20 protein-coding genes are annotated in these 20,150 nt (G+C 42.0%); 11 read left to right on the forward strand and 9 right to left on the reverse strand.

Features of this window, described 5'->3' with window-relative positions; translation table 11 throughout:
- Positions 1–151 precede the first annotated feature (151 nt).
- Entirely contained in the window at positions 152–514 is a 363-nt protein-coding gene (locus CL176_RS09155) for a transposase (RefSeq protein ID WP_118991038.1), read from the forward strand.
- A 719-nt stretch (positions 515–1,233) separates the two neighbouring features.
- Here CL176_RS09155 and CL176_RS09160 read toward each other — a convergent pair.
- Positions 1,234–1,707 (reverse strand): hypothetical protein, encoded by a 474-nt coding sequence (locus tag CL176_RS09160; protein WP_118991039.1) that lies wholly within the window; start codon positions 1,705–1,707, stop codon positions 1,234–1,236.
- A gap of 43 nt (positions 1,708–1,750) precedes the next feature.
- On the opposite strand from CL176_RS09160, the gene CL176_RS09165 reads away from it, so the two are divergent.
- Both CL176_RS09165 and CL176_RS09170 read left to right on the forward strand, forming a co-directional pair.
- Positions 1,751–3,328, forward strand: coding sequence for an AcpB/EbpR/MafR family transcriptional regulator (locus CL176_RS09165; protein WP_162890928.1), 1,578 nt, complete (start codon positions 1,751–1,753; stop codon positions 3,326–3,328).
- Between the two features lie 42 nt (positions 3,329–3,370).
- Positions 3,371–3,838, forward strand: a complete 468-nt coding sequence (locus CL176_RS09170) for an ABC transporter substrate-binding protein (RefSeq protein ID WP_276102285.1) — start codon at positions 3,371–3,373, stop codon at positions 3,836–3,838.
- A gap of 283 nt (positions 3,839–4,121) precedes the next feature.
- Here CL176_RS09170 and CL176_RS09175 read toward each other — a convergent pair whose 3' ends face one another.
- The 4 genes from CL176_RS09175 to CL176_RS09190 form a co-directional block, all read right to left on the reverse strand.
- Positions 4,122–4,979 (reverse strand): VOC family protein, encoded by an 858-nt coding sequence (locus tag CL176_RS09175; RefSeq protein ID WP_162890929.1) that lies wholly within the window; start codon positions 4,977–4,979, stop codon positions 4,122–4,124.
- A 105-nt stretch (positions 4,980–5,084) separates the two neighbouring features.
- The gene (gene hemW / locus CL176_RS09180) at positions 5,085–6,212 is read right to left on the reverse strand and encodes a radical SAM family heme chaperone HemW (protein WP_118991043.1); all 1,128 of its coding nucleotides are present in this window, start codon (positions 6,210–6,212) and stop codon (positions 5,085–5,087) included.
- Positions 6,213–6,297: 85 nt separating this feature from the next.
- Entirely contained in the window at positions 6,298–6,804 is a 507-nt protein-coding gene (locus tag CL176_RS09185; protein WP_118991044.1) for a DUF4300 family protein, read from the reverse strand.
- Positions 6,805–6,993: a hypothetical protein gene (locus CL176_RS09190; RefSeq protein ID WP_162890930.1), complete on the reverse strand. Its 189-nt coding sequence runs from the start codon at positions 6,991–6,993 to the stop codon at positions 6,805–6,807.
- Positions 6,994–7,386: 393 nt separating this feature from the next.
- Here CL176_RS09190 and CL176_RS09195 point away from each other — a divergent pair, with 393 nt between their 5' ends.
- Positions 7,387–8,838 carry an FAD/NAD(P)-binding protein gene (locus CL176_RS09195; RefSeq protein ID WP_118991046.1) on the forward strand — a complete coding sequence of 484 codons (1,452 nt, stop codon included), beginning with the start codon at positions 7,387–7,389 and terminating at the stop codon, positions 8,836–8,838.
- A 303-nt stretch (positions 8,839–9,141) separates the two neighbouring features.
- Here CL176_RS09195 and CL176_RS09200 read toward each other — a convergent pair whose 3' ends face one another.
- On the reverse strand, positions 9,142–9,717 hold the full coding sequence (locus CL176_RS09200; protein WP_118991047.1) for a xanthine phosphoribosyltransferase: 576 nt from the start codon (positions 9,715–9,717) through the stop codon (positions 9,142–9,144).
- 159 nt (positions 9,718–9,876) lie between these two features.
- On the opposite strand from CL176_RS09200, the gene CL176_RS09205 reads away from it, so the two are divergent.
- The 5 genes from CL176_RS09205 to CL176_RS09225 all read left to right on the forward strand — a co-directional run bounded on the left by CL176_RS09205 (position 9,877) and on the right by CL176_RS09225 (position 14,438).
- A complete protein-coding gene (locus CL176_RS09205; RefSeq protein ID WP_162890931.1) occupies positions 9,877–11,037 on the forward strand; it encodes a cation diffusion facilitator family transporter in 1,161 nt (386 codons plus the stop codon).
- Between the two features lie 133 nt (positions 11,038–11,170).
- Positions 11,171–11,671, forward strand: a complete 501-nt coding sequence (locus CL176_RS09210; protein ID WP_118991049.1) for a hypothetical protein — start codon at positions 11,171–11,173, stop codon at positions 11,669–11,671.
- A 252-nt stretch (positions 11,672–11,923) separates the two neighbouring features.
- Positions 11,924–12,658 carry a hypothetical protein gene (locus tag CL176_RS09215; RefSeq protein WP_118991050.1) on the forward strand — a complete coding sequence of 245 codons (735 nt, stop codon included), beginning with the start codon at positions 11,924–11,926 and terminating at the stop codon, positions 12,656–12,658.
- A 116-nt stretch (positions 12,659–12,774) separates the two neighbouring features.
- A complete protein-coding gene (locus CL176_RS09220; protein WP_118991051.1) occupies positions 12,775–13,860 on the forward strand; it encodes an LLM class flavin-dependent oxidoreductase in 1,086 nt (361 codons plus the stop codon).
- An 8-nt stretch (positions 13,861–13,868) separates the two neighbouring features.
- On the forward strand, positions 13,869–14,438 hold the full coding sequence (locus CL176_RS09225) for an NADPH-dependent FMN reductase (protein WP_118991052.1): 570 nt from the start codon (positions 13,869–13,871) through the stop codon (positions 14,436–14,438).
- Between the two features lie 242 nt (positions 14,439–14,680).
- Here the strand turns inward: CL176_RS09225 and CL176_RS12505 are convergent, their stop codons facing one another.
- The gene (locus CL176_RS12505) at positions 14,681–15,316 is read right to left on the reverse strand and encodes a hypothetical protein (protein WP_205528108.1); all 636 of its coding nucleotides are present in this window, start codon (positions 15,314–15,316) and stop codon (positions 14,681–14,683) included.
- A gap of 265 nt (positions 15,317–15,581) precedes the next feature.
- Here CL176_RS12505 and CL176_RS09235 point away from each other — a divergent pair, with 265 nt between their 5' ends.
- Positions 15,582–16,712 carry a tetratricopeptide repeat protein gene (locus CL176_RS09235; protein WP_118991053.1) on the forward strand — a complete coding sequence of 377 codons (1,131 nt, stop codon included), beginning with the start codon at positions 15,582–15,584 and terminating at the stop codon, positions 16,710–16,712.
- A gap of 65 nt (positions 16,713–16,777) precedes the next feature.
- On the opposite strand, the gene CL176_RS09240 is transcribed toward CL176_RS09235, so the two are convergent.
- Positions 16,778–17,734 (reverse strand): nucleoside hydrolase, encoded by a 957-nt coding sequence (locus CL176_RS09240; protein ID WP_118991054.1) that lies wholly within the window; start codon positions 17,732–17,734, stop codon positions 16,778–16,780.
- A 157-nt stretch (positions 17,735–17,891) separates the two neighbouring features.
- Here CL176_RS09240 and CL176_RS09245 point away from each other — a divergent pair, with 157 nt between their 5' ends.
- Positions 17,892–18,191 carry a rhodanese-like domain-containing protein gene (locus tag CL176_RS09245; RefSeq protein ID WP_118991055.1) on the forward strand — a complete coding sequence of 100 codons (300 nt, stop codon included), beginning with the start codon at positions 17,892–17,894 and terminating at the stop codon, positions 18,189–18,191.
- A 682-nt stretch (positions 18,192–18,873) separates the two neighbouring features.
- Here CL176_RS09245 and CL176_RS09250 read toward each other — a convergent pair.
- Positions 18,874–20,103, reverse strand: coding sequence for an MFS transporter (locus tag CL176_RS09250; RefSeq protein ID WP_118991056.1), 1,230 nt, complete (start codon positions 20,101–20,103; stop codon positions 18,874–18,876).
- Positions 20,104–20,150 lie beyond the last annotated feature (47 nt).

A 20,150-nucleotide genomic window follows, 5' to 3' on the forward strand; every position in this document is an offset into this window, starting at 1 on the left:
CAAAGTAGAACTAGACCTAAAGTCCATCAGCTATTCAGATCTGTCTCGAACGCTGAATGAGATAGCAACAGACCTACTTTGGGAGCTGTTCTATCAATTATAGGGGCAGGTACATTGATATGATACCCAATCCAATCATCATAAGAGATTCTTGATTGATTCAACAACGATTTCGTTTGGCGTGTATCGCGATGAGTACTTTTTCGTTACACGACTGAAGAGGAACACCCTGAATACTGGCATTCAAGAAAATGTTTGGCCAGAAGATGATGACTCACCCATCAAAGAAGATGGACTTGCTAGACTTGTCGGCAGGATTGAAACGATAAACTTCTTTCGTATAATTACGATTGAACGTCCTGGTAAAGACACTCTACGCTTAGTCACCCATCGTATGGATTTGGTCGCTGAAGAAATTTCAGAGATGTATCAGTCATATTGGCAGGTAGAACTATTCTTTAAGCGTATCAAGCAGAGCCTAAAGACTAAGCACTTATATACTCAGTCTGAATAATCAGCTATCCTCTAAATTATTTGTTAAGGTTAAGGCTATCGAGTAACTGTACGCTATTTGAAGTTGTAAGAGTTTTGAAGACCTTATGGTTCAAGTCATTTGGCTACCATCAATATTATAGCCTGGTTGACAGCATAAAATCGTCAGTCCCTCTATGCTAATCAAATAACCTAAACAATGGTAAAGTCATCCGCTTGTGCCGGTATTATTTTTTAATTAAAGACTCAAAATAATGTTTCGGAAAGGAGATAATTTTAAAGCGTCAAATTATTTTGCTTTTTATGCAACACTACTAATAAATTTACATTTGAATTGTATCATGCTTTGTATATAGTATCAAAAACTATCTTGTAAAAAATCAATTCATTCAATTTGTTTATTTGGACTAGTTTTAAAGTCGGCCGGTAGCCAGTCATAGCCTGTATTATGTATAAGAGGGCTAAGTCTTAGCTTATCCGACAAGCCCCATGAAAAAGATGACACTTATTGGCACGCTCAAGAAAAGCCTAAAAATGCAGATTGTGTAGCAATCCACGTGTTTAGGCCAAGTATCTTGCTTTTATATCATAAAATTCAACAAAGCACCTGAGAACTGTTTCAGTCAATATCAGGTGCTTTACAATATCAAAGAATATATCTAGCTTCGAAAAATCAGCTATAATTTAAAAGGTGTATCAAACTGGACAAACCATTCCAAAGGCGTTAAAGAATAATTTAGTCTAACCTTTTGTGGCTGGCAAAGTGGCAAGATATTCAGCAAAAGCCTCCACTTGTGCACTCGGATAAACTGACAAGACATCTTCTGCTATCACTTGTAAACCGCGTATATCTTCAGGGTAGTCCGTTTCAACCAAATTATAATAATGTGACATCTCTTCTAAGACAAGCTTGCGATAATAATAATTTTTATTCCTAAACAAAATCTTCTTGGCTGCTTGATAACCTTCGTAAGCATGATTTGTTTGATGCCCTAAACAGACAATCTGATATTTAATATAGAAACGATAAAGTTCTTTATGGATAAATAAAACCCCCTGGGTAGGAACCGACATATCTTGAATTAGGGTAAGGAATTGATACGCCACTGCTTTATTACCAATTTCACTCAAAAGCATGGCTAATTCATACATACATTCTGCATGAAGCGTATTGCTGTTGTAACCTTCAAGCCATGCTCGTATTGCTTCATTCATCTTTCCAAGTCGTTTATACGCACGTCCTAAATTGAGATAGGCATTGGTAACCTCGCCTCTCGAACCACCTAAATCTATTTATCAACAAAGAAGACTACGTATCATTCAACTGATGCTCAACAAAGATTCTATAGTCTCCCGGAAGGAAATCGCTGATACACTAAGCATATCTGTGCGCAGCGTCAGCAATGATTTGAATTATATTGCTGACTTATGTCAGGATATTCTTCATATTTCCACCAGCTCAGCAGGCAGTAGCTTAATATTAGATAAGAAAGCAAATTTCTTAACTGTGCAAAGGTGCTTCTATCAAGATTCGAGTACGCATCAATTTTTGCACTGGCTCTGCTTCCAAACAAACGTATCTTTGGAGGATGCAGCCAAGGCTTTGCATATATCTACTTCAACAATTAAGCGCATCATAGCCCGTGCCAATAAAATTATCGGTCAGTATTACGACGTTTCCATTAGCACAACACCACTGGGCTATAAGGGTGAAGAGCATCATATTCAAGTCTTCCTGGTTGATTTGTTAGATGCCATGCATTCTCCTTTGAATTGGCCCTTTAAGCACTTATCAGATGAACAATCTCTAACAAATTGCCTTACAAATATCGCTCTTGCTTTAAATATTCCTTTGGATTACAAGAAATTACGCTATTTAAAACTCGCTACCTGCGTATCTTGGTTACGCTTACGACAAGGCCATAAATTCCATTTAGGTAATCGCCGAGAGCGAATCATCGATGAGGCACGGGACATCTTAGGAATGCCACGCTTCCATTCCTGTTTGCGCACCTCATCCATAATGAATGCCCTTAGTTTCGATGAAGACTTATTGAGTCAGACTTTTGCAATCTTTATGAATCAAGCCCACTTGATCGACTTAAATAGCTATTCCGATGATGTATTCATAGAAGAATCAAGGGTATTCTTCCAAGACAAGGTAGAAGAACTCATTGAACGCTTTAGCCTGAAACTCGAGGACACTGAAGCATATTACCGCCAAATTGTCTCAAATATACGGCTGATACCGGCTAGTTTAGAAGCAAGAACGCTTTTCGTTGACCGGATAACGCCCTTTAATGAGTGTATTCAAGCTTTCAACCCGGATTTCTATCAAGCACTTAGCGCGATGACCCAGGAGTACCTCGATTCTTTCCTGCCGCGTTACGCTTCATATGATGGCTACATTGTGAGTTGCCTATATAAGTATTGGCCAAATCTCATCACGCAATTACAAGATAGCCACAGAAAGTTACAAGGCCTCGTAATCACTTCGTATGATATGGGCTTCACACAGATGAAAGCGGATTTACTCAATCGTTACCTAGGTTTAATGATTCAATTCGAAGTGATTGATTTAGCTCAAGTTAAATCACACCAACTCTCACAGATGCCTCATCAAATTATTATCAGTGACTTTTTTATGGATGAAATTCCTGGAAAATTAATCTTTAATATCCTAGATTTACCAACAACCTCCGATGCTTATAAGATTATACAACGTATTTCCCAAAGTGATTTGCAGATAGAATCAATCAATCAGTCAACCCTTCTGGATTTACATCCAGAAATTGACCAGGAACAATATTGCCTCAATGAGCATTTATTCTCTTGATTTAACGAGCTTGTTGAATATAGGCACAATAAAGCAGCAGATATTACCTTTGAAGACGTTAACTTTATGAATATGCCCACTCCAGATGCCGCAGCAGCATTAGAGGCCGGCTCTATCGACGTTGCCCTTCTCGGCGGCCCCGCTGGCTACCAAGCTATTCAAGATGGGAAACATCAAATCACAGATGGTGAAGGTCTTATTGGAGCCATCACTTGTGTTGCAACCACGCAGCAATTTGTCGATGAGCACCCTGACGTCATTGAGCAATTTAACAAAGCCCAAGTGACCATCCAAGAGATGATGGCTGAAGATCCAGAAAAAGTAAAATCTATCGTCATGAAAGAACTTTCCTTAACTGAAGCGGCTTACGACGACATGTATGCTATGTATGATTTCTCAACAGAAATAACCGATGATAAGATTCAAGGTCTTCAGAAAACTGCGGACTTCATGTTTGCCAACGACATGATTTCCTCAAACATCACTGTTCAAGACTTATTTCTACAATAGATACTGCTTGTTCAAAGCATAGCAGACTAGACATTTATCAGCTAACTTCACAGATCTTAATAAAGATAGGGACGGGTATCACGGCACCCGTCCCTATCTTTATGCTGTATGACTACATTGCTTGCAGAACCTAATCTGGCATTATGGTTGGAGAGTTTACGTTTTAAATCTTGATTACAGAAATAAACACTTAATCTCCTCTAAAATAGCTCCATTACTTTAAGATTCAATTGTGTCTTAACAATTACAACGTCTGGTAGCTGCAAAGTCTTGAGTATCAAAGTTACGCGACTTGGATTAAAAGCCGGGTCCCAGCGGGATCCACCAGGGCGATTTGCTTAGGCTCTTCTTGATATGCATAGCCCTCTTCGTCTAACCTCGCCTTAATTCTTGCGAAGTCCTCTGCGTTCGCTTGCCAAATACTTGCCCGAAGCCCTTGACTCCCTTCGGCACCGGCTTTAATATCTACGCCATTCCATAAGTTCGCGCCTAAATGGTGATGAGATGCACCAGTCGCCATAAAAAGCGCTTGCTGGCCCATTACATACTTCAAGCCAAGACCAAGAATTTCATGATAAAAAGCCAGCGTTTGGGCTAAGTCGCCTACATGTAAGTGTATATGCCCCATAACTGTCCCTTCAGGTAAGTCGGCAAAAGCATCTTGGGCACTCGCCAAGACACCTTCGGCGTCCATCGGCTCAACCACACCAGCGATTAAGCCATTATCCTGAATGTCCCACACGCTACGATCTTTGTCGGCATATATTTCAATACCATTGCCTTCAGGATCATCTAAATATAAAGCTTCACTGTATCCATGATCCGAGGCACCGGTTAATTCCACACCTCTTTCCAATAGATAGCGCAGAATCGCCCCTAAATCTGCCCGACTTGGTAACAATAAAGCAAAGTGGTAGAGACCTGCTTTATTGGCCTCTTTATAGGAATCTGCCTGATAAAGCTCCAAAAGCACTCGGCCAGTCGCTGTCCCTAAAACAAAGGCATCATCACGCTGTTCTAATAAGGTCATCCCCATATTTACCTGGTAGAAATTTGCTAATTTCTCAGGGTTCATCGCATTGAGTTGAACGGCACTGGTTTCAATGGCAGTGGATGCTTGCGTTACAGTCTCTATATTCATGGTATCATCTCCTTTTTGCCCCCATAGCATATCACAAGCGCCAGCATTTACCGATAGATATGCTTCGAATTTGAAACAAAAAAAGAAGCCCTCAGCCGAGCGCCTCTAGAAAATATCCACGTAAAATTGATTCCCCACATCTAAACCGTAGGGCGTAAACTTAAAGCGGTCACCTTGGATTTCCACTAAACCTGTTGCGAGATGTTTCGCAATGGGTGCTTGATACTTCTCCAGAAAATCAATACCGAAACGCTGATTCATCTCTTTAATAGAGAACCCTTGAATTAATCGGGTATTGAGCATGATAAATTCTTTCTCGCGCTCTTCCAGAGGCATGGTTTCCAAGGTTTCAACAGGTCGCTCACCCCGGTCAATCGCTTCATAGTAGGTTAAGAAATTCTGGTAATTCGTAAAGCGCTCTAAGCCGATATTAGAAGATGCACCCAGCCCTAAACCTAGGTAGTCCTCGAGGCGCCAATATTTCAAATTATGCCGACAAGCTTTCCCTGGGCGGGCGAAATTTGAAATTTCATACTGCTCCAAACCATCGGCAATAAGACGCTCTTGAATCAAGTGATACATTTGCCGGTCGGTCTCATCATCCACTTGACTAATTTGTCCTTCTCGAAGCCACTTCGTAAAATTCGTATGCGGTTCAAACATCAGTGAGTAAACCGATACGTGCGGCACCTGCATACGCAAGAGTGTCTCAATATCTTCGGTCAATACCGATACATCCTGCTTAGGATTCGCAAACATCAAGTCGATACTGAAATTATCAATACTCGCTTCGTGTAAGAGACGAATTTTGTCGAGGGCTTTTGCCCGATTATGTACCCGTCCCATAATTGCCAGAACTTCATCGTTAAAGGACTGCACCCCCATGGAATAGCGATTAATACCCATAGCCTGGTAGGCTGCCAACTTCTCTAAAGTGACTGATTCTGGATTCATTTCAATTGTCACTTCGCACGTTTCGGAAACTAGAAAGTACTGCTTTACCGCTTCGAGAACTTTCGCCATCTGCTCAGCCGGAATATGCGAAGGGGTGCCCCCGCCAATATAGATTGTATCCACCTCATAGGCATCTGTCTGATACAGCGCTATTTCCTTAATCAGATGCTCCACATACCCTTCAATCATCTGATCATTCTCCGCAAAAGTTAGAAAGGCACAATAATTACACCGCTTCGCGCAGAATGGGATATGAATATATAGCCCGAGTTTCTGCATCCAGAACCACCTCTTTCTTTCATCTTTGCTATTATACACGAAAAGCCCGCAACCGAAAGTTTTTTTGCTCTTGGGCGGGCTTTAATTATGCATCTAACTGGGCAATATCTTGGTCATTTACAAGTATCTTGACAAAGTCACCAAATTCTTTGAAGCGATTGCCTTTCCAATGATTGGCTAAATCCTGCCAAGAATTAAACTCACTTAAGCGATAAAGCAAGGTTGGATCAATCTTCTCAAATAAATATACCTTCCCATCTGCTTCATAGGCCAAGGCTGCATGCAAATGAATCAATGCCCCTTCTACATCTTGACAGGCAGAGACTAGCTTCAATGGCTCAGGGAATCTAACTCCTTCCGCCTGCCACATCTTCGGCAAGTCAGCTGAGCTCTTGCCTTCCGTTTGATCACCGAAAAGAAGGCTATACAACTGCTCATCCCCTTGTGTTAACGCCGGATGACTCGCCTTTAACATCGTAAACTCAGGATGTGCCGGTAAGCCCTTTTGAGCCAATGCTGCTGGATAAGTGAATAATTCTCGCAACAGCCAAAAAGCAGCCCGGCGACAATTTAAATCATCTGTAAAACGCATTTACTTTTGTTCAAATTCCTCTTGGGAAACAAAGGTTAAGAATTCAACCGGATCCTCCCCTATCTTCGCTTCAGTCCACTCGCTGACCACTGGCTCATGCCCTGTGTTCTCCTCGTTATAGCGCTCAATATAAGTCTTAAGCGCAGCCGTCGTATCCTTAGAGACCCCTGCTGCCTCCATTTGCTCCATAAATTGCTGAAGAGCCGCTTCGTCGGTAAAGTTATGATAAGGATACGTTCCTTATGACGCCTCCGCCCTCACTGGTTGCAGGGATAAACCTAGAATTGCCACACACACATAAGGACAAGCGCCCATATCTTTCATTATCTTTCCTCCTGTTCAACTAATGCACCTATTATACGCCCCAACAGCGGGCAAAGGGGGGAAAGTCAGCATTCTACCGAAAAACGTCTCATTTAATGATTTTAGCGTAGATTTATGACACAAATTCTATTACAAAGTCACACTTTATACACATATCGCTGGCACACACCAGGTCTATGAATTGCATAAGATGCCTTTACCGAAAGAAGAAGTTAAGGTAAGCTTAACTTAACTTAGTTATGAAGGAGGGCACTATATATGAAGCAAACGAAACGCGTCGCAATTATTGGCATGGGCATTGCCGGCAGTGCTGTCTTGGAAGCTTATGCCAAAGAAAGCAAGCGTCGACCGGACTTACCTTTACACCTGGCTTGTTACGATGAAAGCCGTTCCTGGGGCCGGGGCCTAGCCTATCTCAAGGACGCACCTGAAGTGCTCCTAAATACGCGTGCGGAGACCGTCGCTTACGACTATGAACAAAGGGGACATTATGCGACCTGGCTTAAAGAAACGAAGGGGCTTGAGGAGGCTTATACTAGCCGGGGGCTTTTTGGGGAGTATTTAAATTACTTTACGAAGCAAACTGCCGCTGATTTAAACGCCACGATCATTCCTGAGAAAGTTCAATCCTTGACTTATCTACCGGATCGCCAGCAGTGGCTGATTAATAGCGAAACGCTCCCCTATGACCATATCCATCTTTGTACTGGTCTGGATACAATGGCCGACCCTTATAACTTGCAAGGCCAGGCTCATTACATTCACACACCCTACCCGCTCCAAACATCCTTAAGCCATATTCCCGCCGATCAGACTATCGGCATCCTCGGCACAAATTTAACCGCCATTGATATTGCCAAAGTCGCCCTCAAGCAATTAACCCCTCGCAAAATATGGCTCGCTTCACGACATGGGAATCTACCGGTTGCGGATGTTGAACAACTTGCAAGCTTGCCTATCCAAGTACTAACCTTTGAGCGGCTGCGGGAAATACGCGAGGAAAACCAAGGTGTGTTGCCTTTTGAAGCTTTGGATGCCTTAATTGAAGAGGAGTTCCGCTGCCAAGCTGTCTATTTCCCAATTTACCGCCAGGAACGCCTCCTGCCAGGCTGGGAAGCTTTGGCCGTTTCCTTAGAAAATCCGGCTAGAGTGGCCCGAGCAGAACTGCTCGCCATGTACATTACCCGCCTATTGAATACGAATTGGGCTTACATGACGCGCTCAGATCAATCCACTTTCTGGAAGAAATATCATCGCACTTTGGATTTAACCCGTTCTAAAATTCCGCTAGCATCCGTCACAGCCCTCTTAGAAGGCAAAGAATCCGGCGTATTGGACATCATGGGTGGGCTCACTGACGTTGCGCCTGCCAGCGATGAAGGCGGCTTTTTGCTAAAGTCTAATAATAACAACCAAAGTCTGAAAGTAGACTATCTCATCAATGGCATCGGCCTATCCAATAATCCTCACGAAGCTAATGACCCACTCATCCAACAATTGCTAGCAGACAGTCTAATCGCCAGCCATCCATTCGGCGGTATTATCATTAACAGCCAGAACGGTCAAATCATCTCGCCCATTTATGGCAGCTTACCCACTGCCCAAGCCCACGGCTCCATCATTGAAGGCAGCATCTACCAAGCTAATGCCACATATATCATTCAAGAACGGGCGCATCATTTCGTCCGCAAAAGCTTGGCACATTCCTAGAGATTCCTAACGCTGGTAAAGAGTGGCAGTCATCACTGCTGGGTAGGCTAGCTTATTAATACTAGAAAGCAAGCCTAGTATTAATTCACCGCCAATCCTACAACATTCTCTACAAAATACTGTCAAATTCTACCCACCTCTGGCAAATCACCCTACTTTCGGTTGCTAAAGCTGAGGAAGGCACCATTCCTGACAGATATAATCGTCGAATTAAGTTTATTAATACTAGAAACCAATTCTAGTATTAATAAACTAAAAAGAACTAGCCAACGTTTATTTGGCCAGTTCTTTGGTGTATATGCTTTAGTTTTCTTCAAAGAGAATCGTGTCTCCTTCGAAAGCTTTAATTCGTGCTTGTGAGTAGATTGGATAGCCTGCTTGGCGAATCTTCTCGCCGCCTGGTTGGAAAGTTTTCTCAATGGCAATGCCAATGCCGGCAACTTCTGCCCCGGCTTGCTCACATAAACTAATCAGACCGCTCAAGGCTTCGCCATTGGCTAGAAAGTCATCGATAATTAATACACGCTCGCCTGCTTTCAGATAGTCTTTGGCTACCCGAATCTCAAAGGTTTTGCCTCGGGTATATGAATAAACTTTGGCTTGATACTGGTTCTTATCCATGCTCGCTGCTTCTGATTTCTTCGCAAAAACCATTGGCACTTGAAATTGCAAAGCTGTGGTTACGGCCACAGCAATACCTGAGGTCTCAATGGTCAGAATTTTCTCAATAGCTTGATCTTGATACTTTGCATGGAAGTCTTTACCCATCGCCAACATCAGTTCAGGATCTACCTGGTGATTAATAAAACTATCTACTTTGATGATATTGCCCGGAAATACCTTTCCTTCTTGTTTAATGCGGTCAATTAATGCTTGCATAGCTACCTCCTTGGTTGTATTTCTATCCTGAAACTACATAACGTTTAATCACTTTAATCCTAACACATCTTAGCAAAAACTGCTCGTTTTTTTTGTTTGTTGATCAATATATCCCGTGTTACAATGGGGACATCGTATGAAATGGAGTGTGGTGATTTAATGGCAGCTTCAGAGCAAGAACCTAGCCGTTCTAAAATTGGTATACAAACAAGCGTTATTGGATTGGTCGTCAATTTAATGCTTGTAGGCATTAAATTATTTGCAGGCTATTTGGCCAACAGTGTGGCGATTATGGCCGATGCGATGAATAGTATAGGCGATAGTACTTCAGCGATTCTTGCTATGCTTGGTTTCTATTATGCTAGTAAGCCAGCTGATCGCAATCATCCTTACGGACATCAACGGACTGAGTATATTAGCGGGCTTTTAACTGCGGTAATTATTCTCATTGTTGGCTTTGAATTTCTGATTACTTCTGTTGAGAAGATTCTTAACCCTACCGAAGTGGTCGCTTCAAAGCTCGTTATTGCCCTACTCTTCCTCTCGATGCTTATTAAAGGCGGCTTGGGGCTTTACTATACTTATCGCAACCGTCAATTAGACACACCGTCCAAAGTATTTGACGCTTTAATTAAAGACAGTATCTCCGATTTACTAGCGAATTTAGTCATTATTGTGTCCTATTTCGCTGAATTAGCCACGGGCTTGCATATTGATGGGTATATTGGTGCTATCGTCGCCTTGATTATTATTTATAATGGCTTCGGCTCTATTATCGCATCAGCGAATGATATTGTCGGAACTCGGCCTGACCCAGACTTAGTTTCCGACATTCAAGACGTCTTGGATACCTTCGATTCAATCATTGATTATCATGACTTGCATTTGCATCAATACGGACCGCAGCAATTTTTCGCAACGGTGGATATTGAGATTGATTCGCGCAAATCCTTGTTAGATGCCCATCAAGTTATTGATGAGATTGAGGCCCGTATTGAAGAAGATTTCGACATTCAGCTGGTAGCTCATTTAGATCCGATTGTGATTAATGATGCAGAACAAAATCATATTTACAAATTGGTCAAAGATAGTTTGAAGCAACTTCGCTCGGACTTTCACTTTCATGATTTTCGCATTCAAGAGCAGGCCAATGACGTGAAAGCCATCCATTTCGATGTGGTGGTGCCTGATGATATTGCTTGGTCTGATGAGCAGTTACTTAACAAGCTTTACGAACAGCTCAACCAGCGCCTTGGCTTTCCTTATTCCTTACACATTACCTTCGACCGCAATTACGTCTTAAATCACACTGGTAAATAAAGCTGGCAAAATGCCGGCTTTTTATGAAATTTGACACTCATTAACCTTGACTATCTTTGACTATTGGTGTATACTATATATGTAAGTTAAAAGAGCTTACGTATTAATTAAATACAATAAGGAGCGGATATTTATGAGAAAATATACAGTCACAGCTGATGTTAATAGCGATAAATTTGGCCAAGGTCAACTCATTGCACATTTGAACGAAACTGAATTCATTGAATATGCGAACCTATCTGATCAAGATAAATTGTCTTACTTAAAGGATAAGGGCGCTGAATTTAGAGCCGATATTCAAGACTTAGGTCAAGATGATGTTACGAACTTCACCGTCCAAACAGCGTCAGGCCGTCCTGTAGCAGAGACTAGCACGGGCACACCCCAAATCACACGCAAAATGCGGATGAATATTAATGGCCAAGACACGGGCTGGGTGGATGTAAATGAAGAGAATGAAGCAGAGTACAACGCTTTAATGGAACAATTTAACACCATGCATCAACAATTCAATGAACGCTTTAGAACAATTTTCAGCCATGGTCCGGGCGCTTTCTTAGGCTTCAACGACCCAGCATCCTCTCGCTTATCTTTAAACGATAGGAATGCTAAAGACGACGAGACCGAGGCTTAATAACTCAATAACTTAAACAGACATCTGCGTAACTTTCATTTCACCTCATTTGACTTCACTCGTATTTGAACGGTCGTTCAAGTACGAGTTTTTTTGGTTTTTGCAATAGACTTAAAAAAAAGCCTGTTAAACAAGCCTTCCGAATACGTTATCCATCAAAGTTATTAATATAAGTCTAAAGTCTGATGTGTTTTACTCATATATCTATTAAAATGAATGCAGATAAAAATATGACATGAAGGAGGTTTTATCATGAACCGGGTGGAACAATTAGGCTTTAGGGAGTCAATCGAACGCTTTCGGACGCACTACTCGAAATTTGATTGGTGGCTTGCTTTACTACCGCTTTTCTTCCTCAGCGGGGAATATCAAGTTGCCCTAAACGTAGCCGAGCAAGGAGATAAGCAAGGTCTTATCGTCTTTAGTACTACAATTCTTGCCTTTCTTGTTTGGCTTGTGATGACCAGTTTGATTGGCTTTGCCAATCGTATTCCAATGAAATTGTATCGGGATGGACATCGTCCCAATTTAGGCGAAGAATTTCGACATACGCCTTTCCTAAGGGATTTCGGAGCTATTCTGTTGAATAACTTTGTAGAATTACTCATCATCATCTCGGTTGTCATACTCATGCCAATGCTGATAGTGATATTTGGTCTGTTCGGCTTTTTTATCGCAATAATCTTGCCTTTCGTTGCCTTATATCTACTCTTGCCATTGAAATTGACTGAAGTCCTTGCGGCAATTGACCAAGATGAAACGATTCCAGCAGGTGACATCGTCCGTCTAGCCTGGTCCGTAGGAGGCCAGTATCGCATGAAACTATTAACAACCGAACTCAAAATAACCCTCATCAATATCCTGAGTGCCCTTTGCTTCTTGGTACCACTGATTTGGACCATACCTTGGACTCACCACTACCGCTACCAAGTCCACTTAGCTATACTTGCAGAGAACAACCTAGATCGAGGTTACTATACGAATTAACCAGGAGCGCAGCTTGAAGGCTGCGCTTTTTTTGATGGGTTTTAAGCAGATTTATTGAAGGAAGATGGACTTGTGTTATGATTACCTAGAATTCGAAATAACTAGGAGGTCCTATCGTGTCACACGTTAATCCACATGTTCTGCCCCACTTTGATCCCAGCAAAGGCTTAGAAATCGGCATTTATTCTCTGGGCGAATGGCTCCCGAACCCGCACACGGGTAAGCGAATCCCTGCGAGTCAACGGATCCAAGAAATTGTCGAAATGGCGGTTTATGCTGAAGAAGCTGGCTTAGACATCTTCCAACTAGGTGAATCACATCAGAAGCATTTCCTAGCTCAAGCCCATATGACCATTCTGGCGGCTATCGCACAGGCAACCCACCGTATTAAACTCAGCTCCGGAGCTACAATTATCTCAACTTCTGACCCGGTACGGGTCTTTGAAGATGCCGCAACCATTGATTTACTCTCAAAGGGACGGATGGAAATCGTGGCTGGTCGAGCTTCTCGCGTGGGGCTTTTCGAATTATTGGGCTATAACTTAGCTGATTACGAAGCGCTTTTCGAAGAGAAATTTGCTTTGCTTTTAGAAATCAATGAGAATGAACGCGTCACTTGGGAAGGCAAGTTTCGCGCGCCACTTCATAAGGCGGAAGTCCTGCCTCGTCCCGAAAACGATACCGGCGGCTTGCCCATTTGGCGTGCATTGGGCGGTTCGATGGAATCTGCTGCTAAGGCAGGCACCATGGGCGTACCGATTTACCAAGCGCATCTGGGTGGAGCAGCGGAAGTCTACGGCCACCGCATTCAACTATTTCGTGACATGGCTGAAGCGAATGGCTACGACAGTAAGCACATTCCCGTGTCTACTTCTGGTTTTCTTTACGCCCGGGAAGATACACTGGAGGCTTATCGGGCTTACTACCCACACATCAATGAAAGTATGAAGCTTACCAATGGCCAAGGTTTCAATAAACGAGCCTTTGCTCAAGGCCAAGATATGCGCAGCATCATTAATGTAGGTGATCCACAACTCATCATCGACAAAATACTCTACCAACACGAATTATACAATCATCAGCGTTATACAGCGCAAATTGATTTCGGCGGGGTACCTTTGGATGAGATTAAACGTACCATCGATATCCTCGGAGAGCAGATTGTCCCCGAGGTTAAGAAATACACAGCAAGAAAGGATTAACCTAACTTATGAACTACTTAATACTATCCGGTTCAACGCATGGTGAAAAGACGAGACAAGCCACAGAAGCTTTAAAAGCTCAATTGGAACTGCAACTTAATCCAGACGATGAACTCACTTATTTAAATTTGCAAGACTTGGACATGGCTTTCAGTGACGGACGCCATCCAATGGACTGGCGTGACGATAACGCCAAAGTCATTGCAGCTATCTTAGCCAGTGAAATCATCTTCATCGGTAGCCCTATCTTTCAAGCTTCCATCCCAGGTAGCTTAAAGAATGTCTTTGACTTACTCCCCGAACATGCCCTAGAACGCAAGACCATCGGGCTTGTGATAACTGCAGGTTCACCGAGACATTACCTTGTAGCTGAACAACAACTCATACCCATTCTCAATTATTTAAAGGCAGTGGTGGTGCCTAAATACGTCTTCATTGAAGGTCGCGAATTTGCGGGCGATGGCCTAGCTAGCGATGACATCCAATTTCGCTTGCAGAATCTGATTCAAGATACTCAGCAACTAGCTCAAGCTTATCAAACCGTATGGCAAGCCGAAGATGAGTCCTTTGGTTTCTAATAGAAATAAGGGCACTGGCCATTCAATCGAAACTCCCCAAATTATGCGCCTCAATGAATATCATGATGACTGAACGTTGATAGGACTGCATTTTAGGCGAGATTATTGTCAGTATAGTTTGTATAATGATATAAGGCAGGTCCGTGTTATACATGTTTTTACACTTTGAGTATGCATCACCTAATTTAAAGACCCGGCACGATATCCGTATAGGATAAGGCACCGGATCTATTATCTTTAATCTAAGCAGCTTTTGTAATTTTGACTTGATCGATTTGGCCCATTGGGGTTAGGGATATAATTGAGATATAATATTGCCCCGCTTGAAACTGAGCGCCAACTTTAATTTCACTGGCTGTATTATCTGCGATGTCTTCAATTAACTCCGCCAAAGTCTCCCCTTGACTCGTTGGTAAGGCAATGCCCATTTCTGTCATCACATCACGAACATGATCGCCGCCTGCGAAATGATTCTCTTTACGCGCAACAAAGTCATTAACTCGCTCAGTGAGTAAATAACGCATAATAAAGAATACGATCGCCATCGCCAGAGTCCCTAATACCAAGTCAGACATAGTCTCCGCGTAAATCAACATCTTCCGTGCAATAACAAAGAGCACCAACTCCAGTATAGCCGACGTCGAATGATATAGAATCATGAGAATTAGCTCAATGCCGACAATCAATAGTAATGCGTAACCTAGAAATGCTTGGAACACGTCATAGGTTTGTCCCATATTTGATTGGAAAATTTCCACAAAGAAGAAGGCAAAGTCAATTAAGCCAATAATTACTCCAATCGCAATAATAATAGATATGATGATTTCTAACCAATCGGTTGCTTTCTTAATGGTATGCTTCACTCTTCCAATACGCACGTATATCGCCTCTTTTCTTTTCTCTCAGTATAGCATAATTAACCCTTTTACAGAATTTTATTTTCACTTAAATATCCTTAGCATAATATTGCTGAGTGAATCCGCAATTTATTCTGGTCAATTTCCCCCGATTCTATAATACTGCCTTTTTTAAATATTTATCTTTCGAAATATTGATTATATTTTTCATGAGCATTCCCCTTAAAAATCCCTTTATTTTTAAATTTTTTGGTATATAATACAAGTAAGAAAGCGAGGGAATGCAATGGCAAATAATAATGTTATTTCTTTTGATGATTATCGAGACTCAAATCATGAGCCTAGATCACCAGAAAAATCTATCCAACTTATGCAACAGGCTATCCAAGAAGTAAACCACTTCGCAAGAATAAAACTCCTTCAAGAAGCTATCCAGTTGGATCCTTATAATTTCCAAGCTTATATTTATTTATATAACTCCCCTTTGGATTTATTAAATGGTCCAGCGATGGAAGTGTTCGTAAAGTCAAATCGTCGTTGGATCCGAAAGAACCGTCCAGGATGGGAGAATGAGTCCTCAAAGAATTTCTTGCGCTTCAAATTTATCATGGCACAGGCACTGATGGACATAGGGAAACTGACTGAAGCTGAGATGCATTTTCGAGAATTATATGAAGCGGATGAGTCAGATGCCTTAGGTGCACGCTATAAGCTCGTTGCTATATATACACTGACCTACCAATGGGATAAGGCTTATGAATTAGCCGAGTTAGAAATGGAACACTCAGGTATTCCCTTCTCAGAATTTATGCTCGTACCCCTCATGATTCTCGCTGTCCTAACTGGAAGAGAAGAGACGGCAGAACTGTATTTCAAAGACTTAATCCAACGCAATCCTTATCTGGATGTCTTTATTAATAATGAAGATCCGCCTTTTAGTTTTATCCATTATTTATCTACCCCAGAAGTCTTAGAGCTCTGCTCCATTGAATCCTTAGCTTTGAGCTTTAGTGATATCGTCCCAGTACTTGTCACTGCGGCATATGCGAATGTTTGGCTGGATAAGATGTATAGCAAATACCAACATCTTGCCCCAGAAAGAACACCCGAGCAAGAAGAGATCTACTTAGATTATGTCAAAGACTTTCTAATGGAAGACTTTGAGAGTATGATTGATGAGATGGACGATATGGAAGATATGGAAGAAGATGAGTTTCTAGTACCGTGGCCTGATGCCATGCCTTTCGAGCAATATTTGGAATTAGTGGTCCCTTGGCAAGGCCGCGAAGCACTCCAGGAAGCTGGTTTAACGACCGTCCACGCAATCGAACAAGCTGGCGCCAATAAACTACTGAAGTTAAAAGGTGTTGGGCCAGGAACAATCGAAAGCTTAAGAGACTACGGCATTGAAATATAAAAGAACCTCAGGCAAAGTGACTTGAGGTTTTTCTCTCTTACGAATAGTTATCTGCCATAATAGCCTTATAGCCTCCTGGACTCTATAGCCTGTAGGAAGCTCTTTTCAAAAGTGGTGACATCTAGATTGACAGCAACTTGAACATGGGAAGCGAAATCGCTTAGCCTTTGCTTATCTCCAACCATCCGCCCACGTGCTACACCGGTTTGTTCAACTTTTACTGGTAGTTTAAGAAAGCTGAAATCTTCAGGTGCTAGGACTGCATGGAGTGCTAGGGCATCATGAATCGGACAACCTATCGTATGGGGTTGGACTGCTTGATAAGCTTCGATATAGTGACAGGCCATCTGCCCCAACTTCTGACGAACGGGGTCCGAAGAATTAAACCATTGCCTAGCTTTGGATTCAGGCAACAAAGTTCGCAGCGTCACGTCTAAACCGACAATACTAATAGGGCCACCTTGACTGACCACTTGGTGACTCGCTTGGGGATCCTTACTGGTGTTAGTCTCAGCAAAAGACGTCACGCTTCCCTCAATCAAAAATGCACCCCCCATTACTACTAGATGGCCTATTCTACTAAGAAAAGCTGGATCGCGTTCCAGACAAGCAGCGATATTCGTTAAAGGTCCAGCTGCCAGAATGGCTAAAGACTTGCCATAAGTCCTAGCTGCCTCAAGAAGGAAATCGACCGCAGCTGTTTCTTCAATTTGCCGATCCGAGGTAGGTAGGTCAATATTACCAAGCCCGTTCGCCCCATGCTTACGCTTAGCATCGACACTAACTTCGTAATCTAATGCCTGCATCGGATTAGCTTCACCTAAATAAACTGGCACTTCTTCCCTATCTAAAAGTTTCAATAAAGCTAAGGCATTCTGTCCTGCTTGTTGCACAGGTACATTGCCATAGATGCACGTCACTGCGAGTAAATCAATTGTCGTAGTATGGCTGCAGGCATAGGCCAAGGCTAAGGCATCATCGATACCCGGATCAATATCCATAATCAATTGAGTTTGCTGCATGCTTATCCCCTTCTCTCTCGTTACATTTAATTAAGTAGCTTCTGCTTAGATTTATCCTAACTGCATTGCCATTTTATCACACTATTTTTTCTTTGGTGAGCACTTTACTGTATTTTTTGTAAGGGCTTGCTATAATTGCTTTAGGAGCGTGATAAATATGAAACAAGTAACCGTTGAAGAATTCCAGCAGCTCGTTGAAGGTGATCGTGACTTAAATATTCTCGATGTAAGGCCCAAAGATTTATATGATAAAGGCCATGTGCCAGGTGCCGTACATTTCCCATTGAATGACATTGAGGATAATCTAGACGAACTCGACAAGAATAAAAGCTACTATGCTATTTGCCACGATGGTAAAGGCTCAAAGAAAGCTACAGAAATTCTAACGAAGCATGGCTTTGATGTGACGAATGTGGAGAAAGGTGTTCCAGATTACAAGGGCGAGCTAGAGAAGTAATCGAGTAATATAAACGATATTCTTAGACGTTGGTAAGTTGGCGCTTACCAACGCCTATTTGTGTAGCATGGGGAGGCTGTTAATGCAGTCACCTTGTCTTTGTAACCTATAATTCTTATGTTTTTATAGTATATAATGTGATAATTATCTTGTCACCAAAGCCTTAAAGCCATTTTTATAAGCTTTAGGGCTTTATATTTGCATATATGTATACTATAACAGAAAGTTTACAAGGGGGGGTTCTTTATGGCAAATAAATCCCTCGTTCCATTCCCAGAAAAGCTTCTCACTTATAAAAATTAGAAAAATAGAACTAAACATGTCTACTAAATGCTTCGTATCTATCGGAACAAAAAAGGAAGAGCAGCTTCTGATAAGAAAATTATTGGAAAGTTGGATTTAGCAACAGGGATGTTGATCCCAAATAAAAATTCTATGAACTCTTTCCAGAATATCAAGAAACAGCAGAGGACTATTCCAGATATACACTACAGAGTGGCTATCTCAAAACTTTTTTCGAAGTGAGTCCATCAATTGGACTCCAACCCCTGCTTCAGGAAATCTTTGGGAAGAAAAACCAGACGATGCTTTCATTAGCTCCTTATATGATGGCCGAAGAAAATGGAATATTGGGCAAAATAAAACTGCTACACCTTAAGGAATGTAGCGGTTTTTTGGCTTATTAATTATGGACTATTTTCCCTTGATAAAATTCACGTTTCAAATTAGGCAGCGTTAGCATTAAGCAGAAACTTACTAGGTATAAACTTGCTAGGAACAGCATAACCGTTGACACGCCGCTATGTTCCATAATACTTCCAATAATTACCGAAGAGAAGCCCCCAACAGCCCGGCCTACATTTAAGATTGTATTATTGGCAATAGCTTGTACTTCTTTCGGGTATAAACGACTTACAATCGCGCCATATCCTGGAAACATCCCATTAACAAAGAAGCCCATCATCGCACCAGCGAGAAGCATTTGCCCTTGGCTTTGGACAAAGCTGAATAAGAAGACAAATACTGCCGAGGCTAGTAGATAAATGGCAAACATAAGTCGTGGTCCAAATTTATCTAAGAAACGGCCAAAAAATAACATTCCTAAGGACATACCCAGAATGGTACTAATCATCCAGACTGATGAATCGGAAACTGAAAGGCCTAATTGCTCTTGCATGATGGTTGGCAACCAGTTCATCATCCCAAAGTAGCCGGCAATTTGAATTGTACACATTAACATCAAGACAACTGTTTGATATGATTGCTCACGGGTCGTGAACAAGTGCTTCATACTTGGTTTCTCGCCCATTACTTCTTCTTTGGCAACAGGATAGAAAGCTTGATCGTCCTTAACGAAAAAGTGCAGGTAAAAAACAATCGCGAGTGGAAGTAAACCAAACAAGAAGAGGCCGCGCCAGCCGAGGGAGCTGACAAATACTCCGGCAAGTAAAGCAGAGGAAATCGAGCCTGCTTGTCCTGCAATCCCGTTGAGAGACGATATGCGCCCCATTCTGTCTGCTGGAACAATATTCGCCATAATACTCAAAGCGATACCATATTCACCGCCCACGCCGATACCTGCGATGAAACGCAGTAAATAAATCATCTCAATTGACGAGGCAAAGCTAATGCCGACAGTAGCCAGGCTGAATATCAACAAGGTCAACTTCAACATCGTTAGACGGTGATAGCGGTCGCCAATCACACCAAAGATAAGTCCGCCTACAAGCATTCCTAAATTAGTGATTGTTGCGATAGCTCCAGCTTCGGCACCAGATAGAGCAAATTCCGAAATAATACTCGACATAGAGAACGATAGGAACATTACGCTCAAATCATCCGACCCTGATGCAACAATGCTCCCCAATACAGCCCGTTTGCGATTCTGCTTCACTGAAATTACTGTTGACATATAAACTCCTCCTTAAATGAATCCTCTCTGGAATTCTTTATTTAAAG

Source organism: Suicoccus acidiformans, from assembly GCF_003546865.1.
Classification (GTDB): domain Bacteria; phylum Bacillota; class Bacilli; order Lactobacillales; family Aerococcaceae; genus Suicoccus; species Suicoccus acidiformans.

Bases quoted from the DNA above. Each gene is read 5' to 3' on its own strand.
- CL176_RS09160 (WP_118991039.1), bottom strand. From the start codon at position 1,707: ATGAATGAAGCAATACGAGCATGGCTTGAAGGTTACAACAGCAATACG.
- CL176_RS09175 (WP_162890929.1), bottom strand. From the start codon at position 4,979: ATGAATATAGAGACTGTAACGCAAGCATCCACTGCCATTGAAACCAGT.
- hemW (WP_118991043.1), bottom strand. From the start codon at position 6,212: ATGCAGAAACTCGGGCTATATATTCATATCCCATTCTGCGCGAAGCGG.
- CL176_RS09185 (WP_118991044.1), bottom strand. From the start codon at position 6,804: ATGCGTTTTACAGATGATTTAAATTGTCGCCGGGCTGCTTTTTGGCTG.
- CL176_RS09190 (WP_162890930.1), bottom strand. From the start codon at position 6,993: ATGGAGCAAATGGAGGCAGCAGGGGTCTCTAAGGATACGACGGCTGCG.
- CL176_RS09195 (WP_118991046.1), top strand. From the start codon at position 7,387: ATGAAGCAAACGAAACGCGTCGCAATTATTGGCATGGGCATTGCCGGC.
- CL176_RS09200 (WP_118991047.1), bottom strand. From the start codon at position 9,717: ATGCAAGCATTAATTGACCGCATTAAACAAGAAGGAAAGGTATTTCCG.
- CL176_RS09205 (WP_162890931.1), top strand. From the start codon at position 9,877: ATGGCAGCTTCAGAGCAAGAACCTAGCCGTTCTAAAATTGGTATACAA.
- CL176_RS09210 (WP_118991049.1), top strand. From the start codon at position 11,171: ATGAGAAAATATACAGTCACAGCTGATGTTAATAGCGATAAATTTGGC.
- CL176_RS09215 (WP_118991050.1), top strand. From the start codon at position 11,924: ATGAACCGGGTGGAACAATTAGGCTTTAGGGAGTCAATCGAACGCTTT.
- CL176_RS09225 (WP_118991052.1), top strand. From the start codon at position 13,869: ATGAACTACTTAATACTATCCGGTTCAACGCATGGTGAAAAGACGAGA.
- CL176_RS09235 (WP_118991053.1), top strand. From the start codon at position 15,582: ATGGCAAATAATAATGTTATTTCTTTTGATGATTATCGAGACTCAAAT.
- CL176_RS09240 (WP_118991054.1), bottom strand. From the start codon at position 17,734: ATGCAGCAAACTCAATTGATTATGGATATTGATCCGGGTATCGATGAT.
- CL176_RS09245 (WP_118991055.1), top strand. From the start codon at position 17,892: ATGAAACAAGTAACCGTTGAAGAATTCCAGCAGCTCGTTGAAGGTGAT.
- CL176_RS09250 (WP_118991056.1), bottom strand. From the start codon at position 20,103: ATGTCAACAGTAATTTCAGTGAAGCAGAATCGCAAACGGGCTGTATTG.